Source organism: Streptomyces sp. NPDC001348, from assembly GCF_053597535.1.
On sequence record NZ_JBSFIK010000057.1, the window covers coordinates 1 to 15,086 of the forward strand.

At 72.1% G+C, this 15,086-nt stretch carries 14 protein-coding genes; 10 read left to right on the plus strand and 4 right to left on the minus strand.

All coding sequences use genetic code 11. The features are described 5' to 3' along the window. Positions 1-121: 121 nt before the first annotated feature. The 3 genes from ACWC21_RS37625 to ACWC21_RS37635 form a co-directional block, all read right to left on the minus strand. Positions 122-679 (minus strand): hypothetical protein, encoded by a 558-nt coding sequence (locus tag ACWC21_RS37625; RefSeq protein WP_450888775.1) that lies wholly within the window; start codon positions 677-679, stop codon positions 122-124. Positions 680-798: 119 nt separating this feature from the next. After that, positions 799-1,995, minus strand: coding sequence for a pyridoxal phosphate-dependent aminotransferase (locus ACWC21_RS37630; protein ID WP_450888777.1), 1,197 nt, complete (start codon positions 1,993-1,995; stop codon positions 799-801). A gap of 164 nt (positions 1,996-2,159) precedes the next feature. After that, complete coding sequence (locus ACWC21_RS37635) at positions 2,160-2,597, minus strand: hypothetical protein (protein ID WP_450888779.1); 438 nt, start codon at positions 2,595-2,597, stop codon at positions 2,160-2,162. 993 nt (positions 2,598-3,590) lie between these two features. Here ACWC21_RS37635 and ACWC21_RS37640 point away from each other — a divergent pair. The 7 genes from ACWC21_RS37640 to ACWC21_RS37670 all read left to right on the plus strand — a co-directional run bounded on the left by ACWC21_RS37640 (position 3,591) and on the right by ACWC21_RS37670 (position 11,214). Beyond that, the gene (locus tag ACWC21_RS37640) at positions 3,591-4,121 is read left to right on the plus strand and encodes a DUF2617 family protein (protein ID WP_450888781.1); all 531 of its coding nucleotides are present in this window, start codon (positions 3,591-3,593) and stop codon (positions 4,119-4,121) included. A gap of 77 nt (positions 4,122-4,198) precedes the next feature. Continuing rightward, the gene (locus tag ACWC21_RS37645) at positions 4,199-5,839 is read left to right on the plus strand and encodes a polyamine aminopropyltransferase (RefSeq protein WP_450888782.1); all 1,641 of its coding nucleotides are present in this window, start codon (positions 4,199-4,201) and stop codon (positions 5,837-5,839) included. Positions 5,840-5,891: 52 nt separating this feature from the next. Beyond that, a complete protein-coding gene (locus ACWC21_RS37650; RefSeq protein WP_450888784.1) occupies positions 5,892-6,770 on the plus strand; it encodes an SRPBCC family protein in 879 nt (292 codons plus the stop codon). Positions 6,771-7,173: 403 nt separating this feature from the next. Beyond that, a complete protein-coding gene (locus tag ACWC21_RS37655) occupies positions 7,174-7,962 on the plus strand; it encodes an aldose epimerase family protein (RefSeq protein ID WP_450888786.1) in 789 nt (262 codons plus the stop codon). Positions 7,963-7,972: 10 nt separating this feature from the next. Next, complete coding sequence (gene pyrE, locus ACWC21_RS37660; protein WP_450888788.1) at positions 7,973-8,521, plus strand: orotate phosphoribosyltransferase; 549 nt, start codon at positions 7,973-7,975, stop codon at positions 8,519-8,521. A 134-nt stretch (positions 8,522-8,655) separates the two neighbouring features. Next, complete coding sequence (fbaA, locus tag ACWC21_RS37665; RefSeq protein WP_450888789.1) at positions 8,656-9,687, plus strand: class II fructose-bisphosphate aldolase; 1,032 nt, start codon at positions 8,656-8,658, stop codon at positions 9,685-9,687. 69 nt (positions 9,688-9,756) lie between these two features. After that, positions 9,757-11,214 (plus strand): MFS transporter, encoded by a 1,458-nt coding sequence (locus ACWC21_RS37670; RefSeq protein WP_450888790.1) that lies wholly within the window; start codon positions 9,757-9,759, stop codon positions 11,212-11,214. Positions 11,215-11,253: 39 nt separating this feature from the next. On the opposite strand, the gene ACWC21_RS37675 is transcribed toward ACWC21_RS37670, so the two are convergent. Further along, positions 11,254-11,673, minus strand: coding sequence for a DUF3151 domain-containing protein (locus tag ACWC21_RS37675; RefSeq protein ID WP_450888792.1), 420 nt, complete (start codon positions 11,671-11,673; stop codon positions 11,254-11,256). A 349-nt stretch (positions 11,674-12,022) separates the two neighbouring features. Here ACWC21_RS37675 and ACWC21_RS37680 point away from each other — a divergent pair, with 349 nt between their 5' ends. The 3 genes from ACWC21_RS37680 to kynU all read left to right on the plus strand — a co-directional run bounded on the left by ACWC21_RS37680 (position 12,023) and on the right by kynU (position 14,783). Then, positions 12,023-12,586 (plus strand): fasciclin domain-containing protein, encoded by a 564-nt coding sequence (locus ACWC21_RS37680; protein WP_450888794.1) that lies wholly within the window; start codon positions 12,023-12,025, stop codon positions 12,584-12,586. 159 nt (positions 12,587-12,745) lie between these two features. Beyond that, positions 12,746-13,603, plus strand: a complete 858-nt coding sequence (locus tag ACWC21_RS37685) for a tryptophan 2,3-dioxygenase family protein (protein WP_450888796.1) — start codon at positions 12,746-12,748, stop codon at positions 13,601-13,603. Next, positions 13,596-14,783, plus strand: a complete 1,188-nt coding sequence (gene kynU / locus ACWC21_RS37690; RefSeq protein ID WP_450888798.1) for a kynureninase — start codon at positions 13,596-13,598, stop codon at positions 14,781-14,783. Before ACWC21_RS37685 ends, kynU begins: the two co-directional genes overlap by 8 nt. Positions 14,784-15,086: the final 303 nt, after the last annotated feature.

The window sequence follows — 15,086 nt, forward strand, 5'->3', positions numbered from 1 at the left end:
AAACCACGCCCCGCCCCGGCCTCCCCGACCATGCCCAGCTCCTTCAGCTCACCCAGCGCCTCGGTCAGACCCTTGGCGATCAGACCGAGCCCGTCTGTAGCCAGATCCTTGCCGCCATCGGTCACTTCAGGGCCCCCGTCTCCGCATCGACGTCGACCGCCGCCCGGTCCGGCACGATCCCCCGCACCGGCGGGAACACCATGCCCTCCTCCCCGTCCGCACAGTCCAGCGCCACCCCGCACGGCACCCGGGCCGCCGGCACGGCTACATCCAGCAATCGCGCGCCGAGGATCGTCTGGTACGCCCACTCACGCGCCGCATCGCCACGCGCCACGGCATAACGGGCCAGCGCCTGCTCGTCCGAGAAGGCCAGGATGAAACGAATGCCGTTCAAGTCGGCGGTCAGCAGACCGCGTTCCTCGTCCGGACCCTGCCCGTCACCCAGCGACACCAGCACCGGGGTGCGGCGGAACTCACCCAGCAGGGCGGCGAACCGGCGCCTGCGTGCCTCCGCCTCTGCTTCATTTGCGCTGGCGTTGGCATCGGCGCCAGGCTCTGGAACCCGGCCGGGATCCGGATGCGGTTGCGAAGACACCGCCGTCTCCACGTAGTCGTACAGACGCGACCTGGGAACGCTGCCGTGCGGTGACTTGTCTGCCCCGCCCCCGTGTTCGGACATACGTCCATCATCACGACCGCTCTACACGAGAACAAGGCGCACAGGTCACACCTCTGTCGCAACCGCAAGTCGCTACGCGGTGCCGACGACGTAGCGCTCTCCGCCGGCCCTCATGCGTGTCACGTTGCCCGCAGCCGTTTGACGGCCTCGTCCAGGACCTGTGTCTGCTTGCAGAAAGCGAACCGTACGAAGGGTGCGCCCGCCTCCCGGTGGTCGTAGAACACGGCGTTCGGGATCGCGACGACGCCCGCCCGCTCGGGCAGGGCACGGCAGAAGGCGACGCCGTCCTTCTCGCCGAGGGGACGAATGTCGGTGGTGACGAAGTACGTGCCGGCGGGGCGGAAGACCCGGAAGCCCGCGTCCGCCAGCCCCGCCGACAGCAGGTCCCGCTTGGCCAGCATGTCCGTGCGGAAGTCGGCGAAGTACGAGTCGGGAAGGGCCAGCGCCTCCGCCACCGCGTACTGGAACGGGCCCGACGCCACGTAGGTCAGGAACTGCTTCGCCGACCGCACCGCCGCCACCAGCCCCGGCGCCGCCGTCACCCAGCCGACCTTCCACCCGGTGAAGGAGAAGGTCTTGCCGGCCGAGCCGATCGTCACCGTGCGCTCGCGCATCCCCGGGAAGCCGGCCAGCGGCAGATGCTCGGCGTCGTCGAACACCAGGTGCTCGTACACCTCGTCCGTCACCACCAGCAGATCGCGCTCCACCGCCAGCTCGGCGATCGCGGTGAGCTCCTCGCGGGTGAGCACCGTACCCGTCGGATTGTGCGGGGTGTTGATCAGCAGCAGCCGGGTGCGGTCGGTGACGGCCGCGCGCAGCTCGTCGAGGTCGAGCCGGAAGCTCGAGGCGTCCCCCTCGGAGTGCGGCCGCAGGGTCACCGGTACCCGCCTGCCGCCCGCCATGGCGATGCTCGCCGCGTACGAGTCGTAGTACGGCTCGAAGGCGATGACCTCGTCGCCGGGCTCGAGCAGCGCCAGCAGTGACGCGGCGATGGCCTCCGTGGCGCCCGCCGTGACCAGGACCTCGGTGTCGGGGTCGAAGGTCAGACCGTAGCGGCGCTCCTGGTGCGCGGCGATCGCGGTGCGCAGCTCGGGGACGCCCGGGCCCGGCGGGTACTGGTTGCCGCGCCCGTCCCGCAGGGCGCGCACCGCGGCCTCCCTGACCTCCTCGGGGCCGTCCGTGTCCGGGAAGCCCTGGCCCAGGTTGATCGAGCCGGTCCGCACGGCCAGGGCCGACATCTCGGCGAAGATCGTCGTCCCGAACTCGGCGAGCCGGCGGTTGAGCAGCGGGCGCGTGCTGGAGGTCATGCCGGACATCCTGCGCCGAAGCTCTGGGGTTCCTCAACTCACGTTCGCGGATGAGTGCCTGCGGCGCTGCCCGATGCCCCCAGCCTGGACTGGGGGAGAGCTGTCCTCGACCGTCGTCGTCCGTCGTCGCCGATCACCCTCGGACGGCCCACAACCCGGCTTGTCCGCCGGGGTCAGCCGAGCTTCACGCAGGATTCCGGGACGTAGCCCTTCATGCCCTTGTAGGCGATGTAGCTCCAGACAGTGTCCTTCTTGCCGCAAAGGTTGTACTTTTTCCCATCTTCGCTGCTGTCGTAGCAGCCCTTCGCCCCCTTGGGGAAGAGGCCGACGGCGGTGGCGCTCGACGTGGGCTTCTTCCGGATCTTGACGCTCTCCTTCGCCTTGACCGGCCCGTTCCAGCAGCCGGCCTTGACGGACACGGCGTTGGCGGGGGCCGCCAGGCTCAGGGACGCGACGCCAAGCGCGGCGGAGGCGGCCACAGCAGCAATGCGGTTCCTCAACACGTGGTCTCTCCTCTTGGTCTTCACATTGGTCTTCACAATTGCATCGGCATGAGTCAGCGCATGCCGATGCGAGCGGCGTTGTGAGCATGTCATGCGCCTGTAAGGCATGCAATCTTCCCTCGTCCGAGGGGAGTTGGCTGCAAACATGAGGCGGCCTGAGTCCGCCGGGAAGCGGTGGCCGGCGCCGCGGCCAGTACCCCTGCCCCAGGCGTCACCTGAAAACGAACCGGGGCCGGCGCCGCGGGTGTACGCCCACTTGATGCCCGACCCCCGCCGGCGTGCGCGCCGCGCCGTCGACACGGTGTTTGAGTGCGACTCCCAGGAGATCGTTGGGGGGAACCCTCTGAAGTTCCTCAACTCTGCTTTGGCCCGCGAGAGGGCAGGGCATCCCCCGTTCACCACAGTCACGGGGGAACGGAAGGAGGGTGACGCCATGGTCATCGGCATCATCCTGGTGGTGATCGCGGTCCTGGTCGTCTCGGGTGTACGGAAGGGACGGAAGGGCACGCGCGGGGGACGGTCCTCGTCCTCGTACCGCAGCGGCGACGGCAGCTGGTGGGTGGCCGGGAGCTCGGGGGCGGCCTCGTCGTGCTCCTCGTCCTCCGGCGGACACGGACACGGCGGTCACGGGGGCCATGGTGGTCACTCCTGCGGGGGGCACTCGTCGTGCGGCGGGTCGTCCTGTGGTGGCGGCTCGTCCTGCGGCGGCGGGGGCGGATGCGGAGGAGGCAACTGACACGGGGCAGCTGAGCTCCACCGCAACCCAGGCGCCGCACCCGAGCGCCCGCCGGAGGAAGGCATCCGGCGGGCGCTCCGTCGTGCGGGCGCGGGCGTGCGCCTAGGGCACGAAGCGCACGCCGTGGTTGAACAGTTGAGCTGTTGAGCCCTCTGAGGGATGGAAACAGCACGAAGTTGGGTAAAAACGCTTTGGCGGCGCCACCGTTCATGATTCCCTCTAAACCGCCCTGGGCAGGCCTGGCCGACCGTGCTGACCTGGCCGATCTCCCGGTGGCGACCCAGGTGCGCCGCACCGACGCCGCCCCTGTCGTCTCCTTCGTCTTCCTTCCCCTCCTCATCTTTGCGTGCAAGCGGAGCCGATCCATGCTCACGACCCTGAACACCGCCTACACCGACACGCGCGCCGCCGACCTCGCCTGGGCCCTGGGACGCGAGCCGCTCCCCGCCCTCGCCACGCTCGATCTGGAACTGGCCGACGCGAAGCTCCAGTTGCGGCTCCTCGGCGCGTCCCACCAGGTGCTCCTGGAGGAGGAGCGGGGCAACTGCTCGGAGACGGTGGCATGCCTCCCGGGGTCCAGCACCCCGCTTCCGTTGGGCGTGGCCAAGCGGGTCGGGAACTGGGAGTACGAGTTCTCGGCACGCGTGGAGGTCCTCCCGCCCGGCTCCTTCGCGGGCCGCGCCCAGGAGTTGCTGGCCCTGGTCTCCGACCACCCGCACGGCCTGGCCGGGGTGTTCCCCGGCAGTCCGCACGCCTTCACCGCGCTCCTGGCCCAGCACCACGACGGCCAGGTGAACTGGCGCACCTGGCACGCCTACCCGCAGGACGGCCAACTGGTGGCCACCCGGACGAAGGTGGGCGTGCGCGCCTCGGCGCGTCACGCGACCGCCGGATGAACCAAGCGTTCGTACAACTCCCAGTTACACACGTGTGGGTGACGAAGCGCACCGCACCCGTGACGTAACGTCGCAGAGTGATCGAACCGCACGCGCCCGCCCCGCCCGGCACACCGCCGTCCTGGGGCACTCCCGCGCGGCTGCCCGTCCGGCCGGCGACCGGACGTCTCCTGGTCCTCGCGGGCGTCTTCGTCTGCGCGGCCTGCGGACTCGTGTACGAACTCGAACTGGTCGCGCTTGCCTCCTACTTGATGGGCGACTCGGTCACCCAGGCCTCCGTGGTGCTGTCCGTGATGGTCTTCGCCATGGGCATCGGCTCCCTCGTCGCCAAGCGGCTGCGCCGGCTCGCCGCCGCCGGGTTCGGCGCGATCGAGGCGGCCCTCGCGCTGGTCGGCGGCTGCAGCGCGATGGCGCTGTACGGGGTCTTCGCGTGGACGGGCGACTGGGGCGGCCTGTGGGCCGACGGCCCGCGCTGCCTCCTGGTCGCCTTCTCCCTCGCGATCGGCCTGCTGATCGGCGCCGAGGTCCCGCTGCTGATGGAGCTGATCCAGCGCATCCGCCGCCAGGACGCGGGCGGCGCGGTGGCCGACCTGTTCGCGGCGGACTACGTCGGTGCCCTCGCCGGCGGCCTCGCCTTCCCCTTCCTGCTGCTGCCCCGGCTGGGCCAGCTGACCGGCGCGCTCCTCACCGGCACGGTCAACGCGGTCGCCGGCGGTGCCCTGGTCCTCGGCCTGTTCCGCCGGGACCTGACCCGTCGGGCCCGCCGGCTGCTGCTGGTCGCCAACCTCGTCGTCCTCGCGGTCCTGGCCTCCGCCGCCGTGCTCGTCGACGACTTCGAACGGGCCGCCCGGCACGCGGTGTACGGCCCGGACGTACGGGTCGCGCTGCAGACCGGCGTCCAGGAGGTCGTCCTCACCGGTGGCACGCACGGCCGCCCGCTCGACCTCTACCTGGACGGCCGGCTGCGGGTCGGCGGCCGGGACGAGCGCCGCTACCACGAGGCGCTGGTCCACCCGGCGATGACCGGCCCCCACGCGCGCGTGCTGATCCTGGGCGGCGGGGACGGGCTGGCGGCCCGGGAGGTGCTGCGCCACCGGGGCGTGCGCCGCGTCGACATCGTGGAACTCGACGCCGGCCTCCTCCACCTCGCCCGGCACGATCCCGCGCTGTCCCGGCTGAACGGGCACGTGTACGACGACCGCCGGGTCCACACCACCACCGCCGACGCCTTCCGCTGGCTGCGCGGGGCGCCCCGGGCGGCCTACGACGTGGTGATCGCGGACCTGCCCGACCCCGGGATCACGCCCAGCACGAAGCTGTACTCCCTGGAGTTCTACGGCCTGGTCCGCCGGGTGCTGGCCCCCGGCGGCCGGCTGGCCGTGCACGCCGGCCCGGTCTCCGGCAGCGTCCGCACCTTCTGGACGGTGGCCTCGACGCTCCGCGCGGCCGGCCTCGCCACCAGCCCCTACCGCGTCCCGGGCCAGGACCCCGGCCTCGCGGTCGGCCCGCACCGCTCCGCCGGCGCCTTCCACGCCCCGCACGACTGGGGCTTCTTCCTGGCCGCGCCGGGCACCGCCCCGCCCCCGCTGCGGCTGGACCCCGGTGCCCCGCCTCCGCGCACGCTGACCGGCGCCGAGCTGGCCACCGCCGTCCGCTCGGCGGCCCGTACCCGGGTCGCGGGGCTGCCCGCCTCGACATTGGTGCATCCGCGCTACTGACGCGAGGCCGAGGAGGGTACGCACCGGCCGCACCTGGGTAGGCTCAGCCGACATGGAGCACGAGGTCTTCCTTCCGGTTCCGGCCGAGCGGCTGAGGGAGGCGCTCGCCGACCCCGCGCGCGTCGCCCGGGCGGTTCCCGGGCTCCAGCAGGACGCCGGGGCGGACCCCGTCGCCGGCCGGCTGAAGGTGCGCGTCGGCAGCCACTCCATCACCTACCGGGGTTCGCTGCGCGTCTCGCCCGGTCAGGACGGGGCGTACGTCGTCGAGGGCGACGCCGCCGAGACCCGGGGCACCGGCTCGGTCACCCTCGCCCTCACCCTCCGCCTGCGCGACACCGACGGCGGTACCACCGTGACCGTCCAGGGGACCGCCACCGGGAAGGGCCGCGTCGAGGAACTACCGCAGGACGCGGTGACCTCGGCGGCGCTGCGGCTGCTGAGCCGCGCCCTGGAGGCGCTGGGCGAGCGCGGGCCGGAGACCGCCGAGCCGGAGACCGCCGAGCCGCAGCCGGAGGCCGCCGAGCCGGAGCCGGAGGCCGCCGAGCCGGAGACCGCCGAGCCGGAGACCGCCGAGCCGCAGCCGGAAGCCGGCCCGGAGTCCGCCGCCTCGCCCCCCGTTGCCGAGGAGAGCCCCGTACCGCCCCCGGTCTTCGACACCGACGTCACCGACGTCACCGACGTCGGGAACACCGGCACGGAGGGCTTCCCCGCGCCGGGCGAGCCGCCCGCCGAGGCGGCGCACGCCCGGCGGACGATGATCGGCCGCAGCGCGGAGGAGGTGGACCACGCGCCCCCGCGCGGCCGGTACGCGCCCGTGCCGGCGCCCCAGACCGTCGCCGTGACCTCCACGCTCCGCTGGGCGGCTCCCGCGGCGGCGCTGGTACTGGCATCGGCGATCGTCGTGGGCCGCGCGCTGCGCAGAAGACGCTGACCGGGCCGCCCCAGGGGGTGTCTTGTGGATCATGCCGGGGTCGCGGGGCCTGGCACGCGCTCCCCCACTCTCGACTTCGCTCGAGCGGGAGGGGCCCCACCGGCGTTGTCGTCGGTCTCCGACTCCTCCACTCTCGACTTCGCTCGAGCGGGGGACCCCCATCGCGTCGACGCCCTCCTCCGCCTCGCAGCTGCACGCTCCCCCACGCTCGAACACCCTCGCGCGGGGGCACCCCCCGGAAACCGCTGCCGCCGCACCCGCCGCGGCAGCGCCACCGGCCGGCACCGGCCGCATCGCCCCCGCTCGGGTCGGCTGGGAGGCGCCGTCGGTCCAGACCGGTCTGATCCACAAGACACCCCCTGGGACCGGAGCGCCCCTTTGATCATCCGAGTAGGGTCGTCACGTGAGTAACAAGGACATCGCTCTGAAGGCCGGGGACGCGGAAGTGACCCTGCGGCCCGCCCACGGTGGCCGGGTCGGCGGGCTGAAGGTCGCCGGTCTGGAACTGCTCCGGCAAGGTGACCGCTTCGGGTGTTTCCCGATGGTCCCATGGTGCGGCCGGATCCGGGAGGGCCGCTTCCTGGACGGCGCCACCGTCCACCAGATGCCGCTCAACTCGCCGCCGCACGCCATCCACGGCACCGCCCGCGACGGCGCCTGGCGCGTCGCCCGTACGGGTGACGGCGAGGCGGTCCTCACGTACGACCTGGTCGAGCCGTGGCCGTACTCCGGCCGCGTCACCCAGGCGGTGACGCTGACCGAGGACAGCCTGACGCTCACCATGTCGGTGGAGACGTACGACTCGTCCTTCCCGGCGCAGCTGGGCTGGCACCCGTGGTTCAACCGGAACCTGGGCGGTCAGGACGTGCGCCTCGACTTCGACCCGGCCTGGCAGGAGGAGCGCGGCGACGACCACCTGCCCACCGGCAACCGCGTCGACCCCGAGCCCGGTCCGTGGGACGACTGCTTCGGAATGCCGGGCGGGGTGGACGTCACGCTCACCTGGCCCGGGCAGCTGGAGCTCAAGGTGACCAGCCGCGAGGAATGGGTCGTCGTCTACGACGAGCAGGAGGCCGCGGTGTGCGTCGAGCCGCAGACCGGCCCGCCCAACGGCCTCAACACGCTCCCGCGCCTGGTCACGCCCCTGGAACCGCTGGAGGCCACCATGACCTGGAACTGGGCGCGCATCTAAGCTGTCCGACATGACGGACGTTCGCGGCGAGCTGCTGCAGCAGATCAAGGACAAGGCCGTGGTGCACGGCAAGGTGACCCTCTCCTCGGGGCTGGAGGCCGACTACTACGTCGACCTGCGTCGCATCACCCTCGACGGGGAAGCCGCGCCCCTGGTCGGGCAGGTACTGCTGGATCTGACCGCCGACCTGGAGTACGACGCGGTGGGCGGCCTGACCATGGGCGCCGACCCGGTCGCCGCCTCGATCCTGCACGCGGCCGCCGCGCGCGGGAAGCGCGTCGACGCCTTCGTCGTCCGCAAGGCGGCCAAGGCGCACGGGCTGCAGCGGCGGGTCGAGGGCCCGGAGATCAAGGGCCGGCGGGTGCTCGTCGTCGAGGACACCTCCACCACCGGAGGCTCCCCGCTGACCGCGGTGGAGGCGGTGCGCGAGGCGGGAGCGGAGGTCGTCGCCGTGGCGACCATCGTGGACCGCGCGACCGGCGCCGCGGAGAAGATCCGGGAGGGGGCGGGAGTGCCGTACCTCTTCGCCTACTCGAAGGACGACCTGGGGCTCGACTGAGCGGTTTTCCACAGGCTGGACAGGATGTCCGAAGGATCCCGCCGAGTCTGCGAAGATGGCCCCGACGATGACGTCATTCCCTAGGTCAGGGCCGTAATCGCAGAACGCCACCCGCACATACAAGGAGCGGACAGATGCCCATCGCAACCCCCGAGGTCTACAACGAGATGCTCGACCGGGCGAAGGCAGGCAAGTTCGCCTACCCGGCCATCAACGTGACCTCGACCCAGACCCTGCACGCGGCCCTGCGCGGTTTCGCCGAGGCGGAGAGCGACGGCATCGTCCAGATCTCGACGGGTGGCGCCGAGTTCCTGGGCGGCCAGTACAGCAAGGACATGGTCACCGGCGCGGTGGCGCTGGCCGAGTTCGCGCACATCGTCGCCGAGAAGTACCCCGTCAACATCGCCCTGCACACGGACCACTGCCCGAAGGACAAGCTCGACGGGTACGTACGTCCGCTGCTCGCGCTCTCCGAGAAGCGCGTCCAGGCCGGTCTGGGCCCGCTGTTCCAGTCGCACATGTGGGACGGCTCCGCCGAGACCCTCGCCGACAACCTCGACGTCGCGCAGGAACTGCTGGAGCAGGCCCGCCGCGCGAAGATCATCCTCGAGGTCGAGATCACCCCGACCGGCGGTGAGGAGGACGGCGTCTCCCACGAGATCAACGACTCCCTGTACACCACGGTCGAGGACGCGATCCGCACGGCCGAGGCGCTGGGCCTCGGCGAGAAGGGCCGCTACCTGCTGGCCGCGTCCTTCGGCAACGTGCACGGCGTGTACAAGCCGGGCAACGTCGTGCTCCGCCCCGACCTGCTGAAGGAGCTGAACGACGGCGTCGCCGCCAAGTACGGCCGGCCGTCCGGCAGCAAGCCGTTCGACTTCGTCTTCCACGGCGGCTCCGGCTCCACCGAGCAGGAGATCCGCACCGCGCTGGAGAACGGCGTCGTGAAGATGAACCTGGACACGGACACCCAGTACGCCTTCACCCGTCCCGTCGCCGACCACATGTTCAAGAACTACGACGGCGTCCTGAAGGTCGACGGCGAGGTCGGCTCCAAGAAGACCTACGACCCGCGCACCTGGGGCAAGCTGGCCGAGGCGGGCATGGCGGCGCGTGTCGTCGAGGCCACGCAGAACCTGCGGTCCGCCGGCAACAAGATCAAGTAACCGCTCGCGGTACCTCCCGGTGAGCCCGGCGTCTGTCTACGGCGCCGGGCTCGCTGTATACCTGAGGGCATGCCCGACGTCCGGATGGCCTCCCCGCAGGGCAAGTGGATCCTGCTCACCACCGTTCTCGGCTCCAGCATGGCCTTGCTGGACTCGACCGTCGTCAACGTGGCGCTCCCGACCATCGGCCGGGACCTCGACGCGAGCCTCGCCGCCCTCCAGTGGACGGTCAACGCGTACATGGTCACGCTGGCCGGGCTGATCCTGCTCGGCGGCTCGCTGGGGGACCGCTACGGCCGCCGGAAGATCTTCGTGCTCGGCGTGATCTGGTTCGCCGCCGCGTCCCTGCTGTGCGGGCTCGCCCCGACCCCGGGCGTCCTGATCGCCGCCCGCGCACTGCAGGGCATCGGCGGGGCGCTCCTCACCCCCGGCTCGCTCGCCCTGATCCAGGCGTCCTTCCACCCCGACGACCGGGGGAGGGCGATCGGCCTGTGGTCCGGATTCGGGGGGATCGGCGCGGCCGTCGGCCCGTTCCTCGGCGGCTGGCTGGTGTCGGGCCCCGGCTGGCGCTGGGTGTTCCTGCTGAACGTGCCGCTGGCCCTGCTGTGTGCGCCGGTCGCCCTGCGGCACGTCCCGGAGTCCTCCGACGCCCGTGTGCACGGCCGGTTCGACGTACTCGGCGCCGCGCTGGGCGCGCTGGCACTGGCCCTGGTGACGTACGCGCTGATCGAGGCCCGCGGTGGCTCACTGGCGGTCGCCCTCGCCGCGGTGGCGGGGCTGCTGGCCGCCGTCGCCTTCGTGTACGTCGAGAAGCGCCGCCCCGACCCGATGCTGCCGCTCGACATCTTCGCGTCACGGCAGTTCACGGCGGTCAACCTGGTGACCCTCTGCGTGTACGCGGCGTTCGGCGGCTTCTTCTTCCTCACCGCCCTCCAGCTGCAGGTCGTGGCCGGTTACTCGCCCCTGCAGGCCGGGGTCTCCCTGCTGCCGACGACCGTCCTGATGCTGCTGTTCTCGGCCCGCTCGGGCGCCCTGGCCGACCGGATCGGACCCCGCCTGCCGCTCACCGTGGGCCCCCTGCTGTGCGCGGCGGCGATGCTGCTGATGCTGCGGGTCGGCGAGGGCGCCGACTACCTCACGGACGTCCTCCCCGCCCTGCTGGTCATGGGCACCGGCATGGTCGCCCTGGTGGCCCCCCTCACCGCCACCGTCCTCGCCTCCGTGGACACCGCCCGGGCGGGCCTGGCCAGCGGCGTCAACAACGCGGCGGCACGCGCGGCGGGCCTGATCGCGGTCGCCGCGCTGCCGCTGCTGGCCGGGATGGGCCCGGAGGCCTACCGCTCGGCGGCCGCCTTCGACGCGGCCTTCCGCCGGGCGATGCCGATCTGCGCCGGGGTGCTGGTCGCCGGGGCGGTGCTGGCCTTCGCCTTCGTACGCCGTCCGCGACCGGGCTGCCGCCGCCCCGAGTGCCGGACGCACGGCAACGTGACGGCGCCACCGCTGGAGCGCGGCGATCGTCGGGCGTAGCCACGGAAAACCCGCGGCGCTACCGGGGGGCGTGCAGGGTCACCGCTTGAGCTCGGCGTACGCCTCGGCGCTGCTGTCCTGAAGGAACTGCCAGCACCGCTCCGTCTCGTCCTTCTCGTTGATCTCGCCGGCCGCGCGGGCGAGGGCGGCGAGGCAGCGCAGGAAACCGCGGTTGGCGCGGTGGCTCCACGGGACGGGGCCGTGGCCCTTCCAGCCGGACCGGCGCAAGGCGTCGAGTCCCCGGTGGTAGCCGGTGCGGGCGTACGCGTACGACTCGACCACTCGTCCCGCCTCGAAGGCGTCGTCGGCGAGCATGGCCCAGGCGAGCGAGAACGTCGGGTGCTTCGCCGCGACCTCGGCCGGGGGCCGGGACTCCTCGCCCAGCAGGCGGTACGCCTCTTCGTTCTCCGGCAGGTACGTCGGCTCGGGGCCGCCGAGGAGGTTGGTGTGAGTCGTCATGGGGCCAGTCTGCCACTTGTGGCCACGGCTCACGGGGCTCCGGCCGCGTGGGCCCCTGGTGACCATCGTGCCCCGATTCGCCGGTCGGCGCAGCCGGAGAGGCGACCGGAGAGGCGACCGGAGAGGCGAACGGTGCAGCGTGCCCGCCGAGTTCCACGGCGGGCGCCGGCTTCGAGATGCGGTCACCGGTACCTGCTGGATACGCTCGCTGAGTGGCCGGACGATGACGGTCCAAGGCCGCGGCGCTGCAGCCGCCCCACCCCCCTCGAGAAAACGAAGACTTCCGCAATCCCAGCCTCTGCACTGTTCACGCCTCCACGGGAGGAAGGTTGCGATGAGGTTCACCCGCATGCGTACAGCAAACGCCACCGCGGCAGTTGTGGTCGCCATCCCGCTCGCGCTCGGAGGTCTGGCGTCGCAGAGCCGGCCACAGGCCCCGTCTCCCAGCCCTTCGGGGACGTTCGGCTCCGGCTGTTCGGGGCTCTCCCAGAAGGTCGACACGGCCAAGGACAAGGTCAGCGAGGCGGCGGCCGCGTATCCAGAGCTCAGCCAGCTGGTCTCGGCCGCGGTCAGGGCGAAACTGACCGACACCCTCGACGGGAAGCCGGACATCACCCTCTTCGCTCCGAACGCGCAGGCGTTCAAGAACGTGACAGCGTCGCAGCTCGCTTCGCTGCTGAGCGATCAGGGGCAGCTGAAGAAGGTGCTGACCTACCACGTCGTCGACAAGCAGATCACCCCGAACGAGCTCTCCAACGGCTCCTTCACGACGGTCGAGGGCAGCAAACTGACCACGTCCGGCTCGGGCACCGCCTTCAAGGTCAACGGCAAGGCGAACATCGTCTGCGGCAACATCAAGGCCGCGAACGCCACCATCTACGTCATCGACTCGGTCCTCCAGCCCCCGTCCTGACTCCGGAACGGAACTGGACTGCCTGGTGTGGCCCGTCCGGCAGCGGACGGGCCTTGCCGTACCCGGGGAGATTGCGGAGGATGCGGGGAGGGGACCGGGGCCCCCGTGCCGGCATCGGCAGGGGCGGACCGCTACCCGGAGCAACAACAGGAGACAGCGATGTCCCAACAGGCTCGCCCGACCTCTCAGCACCCCGAGGCCCATGAGCCCGAGACCCCGCATCTCGACTTCGCGGGCACGACGCCGTACGAGGACTACGTCAAGGCGGACGTGCTCACCCACCTCCAGCACACCCTCTCCGACGATCCCGGGGAGATGGTCTTCCTGGTCACCACCCAGGTGATGGAGCTGTGGTTCACCGTCATCGTCCACGAGTGGGAGACCGCGGCGAACGCCCTGCGTTCGGACGACGTGCCGACCGCCGTGGCCGCGCTGAAGCGTTCCGTCCGCGAACTGGAGGCCCTCAACGCCTCCTGGAAGCCGCTCGGACAGCTCACGCCCGCGCAGTTCAACTCGTACCGCTCCGCGCTCGGCGAGGGATCCGGATTCCAGTCGGCGATGTACCGCCGCATGGAGTTCCTGCTCGGCGAGAAGTCCGCGTCGATGCTCGTCCCGCACCGGGGCGCGCCGCGCGTGCACGCGGAACTGGAGAAGGCCCTGCACGAGCCGAGCCTCTACGACGAGGTGCTGCGGCTGCTCGCCCGGCGCGGGCACGCCATCCCCGCCGAGGTCCTGAACCGTGACGTGTCCCTGCGCCACGAGTCCTCGGACGCCGTCGAGTCGGTGTGGACGGCGATCTACTCCGGCGACCAGGACGCCGAAGTCGCCCGCCTCGGCGAGGCGTTGACCGACGTGGCCGAACTGGTCTGGCGCTGGCGCAACGACCACCTGGTCGCCACCCGCCGTGCGATGGGCGCGAAGCCCGGCACCGGCGGTTCGGCGGGCGTGGCCTGGCTGGAGAAGCGCGCGCGGAACAACGTCTTCCCCGAGCTGTGGACGGCGAGGTCCCATGTCTGAGCTCGCGGTACGCGCCGAGAAGCTGGACGGCGCGGACGAACTGGCGCCGCTGCGGGACCGGTTCGTCCTGGACGAGACCACCTACCTGGACGGCAACTCGCTGGGCGCCCTCCCCGCGAACGTCCCCGACCGGGTCGCCGACGTGATCCGCCGCCAGTGGGGCGAACTGCGCATCCGTTCCTGGGAGGAGAGCGGCTGGTGGACGGCGCCCGAGCGGATCGGCGACCGCATCGCGCCGCTCGTCGGTGCGGCGCCGGGGCAGATCGTGGTCGGCGACTCCACGAGCGTCAACGTCTTCAAGGCGCTCGTGGCGGCGGTACGCATGGCGGACGGGGACCGTGACGAGATCCTCGTCGACGCGACGACCTTCCCGACGGACGGTTACATCGCCGAGTCGGCGGCCCGGCTGACCGGCCGCACGCTGCGTCCGGTGACCCCGGCCGAGGTACCGGACGCGCTGGGCGCCCGTACGGCGGCGGTCCTGCTCAACCATGTCGACTACCGCACGGGCCGCCTGCACGACCTGCCCTCCCTGACGGCGGCGATCCACGCGTCCGGCGCCCTCGCGGTCTGGGACCTGTGCCACAGCGCGGGCGCGCTGGAGGTGGGCCTGGACGGGCACGGGGTGGACCTGGCGGTCGGCTGCACCTACAAGTACCTGAACGGCGGCCCGGGTTCACCCGCGTACCTGTACGTCCGCCGGGACCTGCAGGACCGCTTCGACAGCCCGCTGCCCGGCTGGAACTCCCACGCGGAACCGTTCGGCATGCGCCCTGCCTACCAGCCGGCGCCGGGCGCCCCGCGCGGCCGTGTCGGCACCCCGGACATCCTCTCCATGCTGGCCCTGGAGGCGGCGCTGGAGGTCTGGGAGGACGTGTCGGTGCGGGCCGTACGGGCCAAGTCCCTGGCGCTGACCGACTTCTTCCTGGAGTGCGTGGAACGGTACGTCCCGGCGGGCCGTGTCGAGTCCCTCACCCCGGTGCGTCACGAGGAACGCGGCAGCCAGATCGCGTTGCGCTGCGACGAGGCCGGGGAGGTGATGCGCCGCCTGATCGAACGGGGCGTCGTCGGTGACTTCCGCCACCCCGACGTACTCCGCTTCGGCTTCACCCCGCTGTACGTGACCTTCGCGGACGTCGAGCGGGCGGCCCGGGTACTGGGGGAGACGGTCGGGGGGTGAGGAGCCCCGCCGGGGGTGTGCATCACCCAGCCCGTCCGGCGTTTGAGGACGAGGCCGTTCAGGCCGACGGGGTCCGGGGCGGAGCCCCGGCGGGGGTCCAGGGGGCGGAGCCCCCTGGCGGGGGCGAAGGGGCGGAGCCCCTGGGGACGGGAAAGGGTAGGGGCGGCGGGGGCGTAGAACCTGCGGCCCCCGCCCACTCCCGGCGGGCCGTCGGCCCGTCGGCCAACCTCGGCCGGCCCCCGGCCCCCCGGCCCCCCGGCCCCCCGGCCCCCCGGCCCCCCGTACAGAACCGTCTATCCTCAC

Excerpts from the sequence above, each read along its gene's own strand:
- ACWC21_RS37625 (WP_450888775.1), bottom strand. The coding sequence starts at position 679 with ATGTCCGAACACGGGGGCGGGGCAGACAAGTCACCGCACGGCAGCGTT.
- ACWC21_RS37630 (WP_450888777.1), bottom strand. The coding sequence starts at position 1,995 with ATGTCCGGCATGACCTCCAGCACGCGCCCGCTGCTCAACCGCCGGCTC.
- ACWC21_RS37635 (WP_450888779.1), bottom strand. The coding sequence starts at position 2,597 with ATGCCTTACAGGCGCATGACATGCTCACAACGCCGCTCGCATCGGCAT.
- ACWC21_RS37640 (WP_450888781.1), top strand. The coding sequence starts at position 3,591 with ATGCTCACGACCCTGAACACCGCCTACACCGACACGCGCGCCGCCGAC.
- ACWC21_RS37650 (WP_450888784.1), top strand. The coding sequence starts at position 5,892 with ATGGAGCACGAGGTCTTCCTTCCGGTTCCGGCCGAGCGGCTGAGGGAG.
- pyrE (WP_450888788.1), top strand. The coding sequence starts at position 7,973 with ATGACGGACGTTCGCGGCGAGCTGCTGCAGCAGATCAAGGACAAGGCC.
- fbaA (WP_450888789.1), top strand. The coding sequence starts at position 8,656 with ATGCCCATCGCAACCCCCGAGGTCTACAACGAGATGCTCGACCGGGCG.
- ACWC21_RS37670 (WP_450888790.1), top strand. The coding sequence starts at position 9,757 with ATGCCCGACGTCCGGATGGCCTCCCCGCAGGGCAAGTGGATCCTGCTC.
- ACWC21_RS37675 (WP_450888792.1), bottom strand. The coding sequence starts at position 11,673 with ATGACGACTCACACCAACCTCCTCGGCGGCCCCGAGCCGACGTACCTG.
- ACWC21_RS37680 (WP_450888794.1), top strand. The coding sequence starts at position 12,023 with ATGCGTACAGCAAACGCCACCGCGGCAGTTGTGGTCGCCATCCCGCTC.
- ACWC21_RS37685 (WP_450888796.1), top strand. The coding sequence starts at position 12,746 with ATGTCCCAACAGGCTCGCCCGACCTCTCAGCACCCCGAGGCCCATGAG.
- kynU (WP_450888798.1), top strand. The coding sequence starts at position 13,596 with ATGTCTGAGCTCGCGGTACGCGCCGAGAAGCTGGACGGCGCGGACGAA.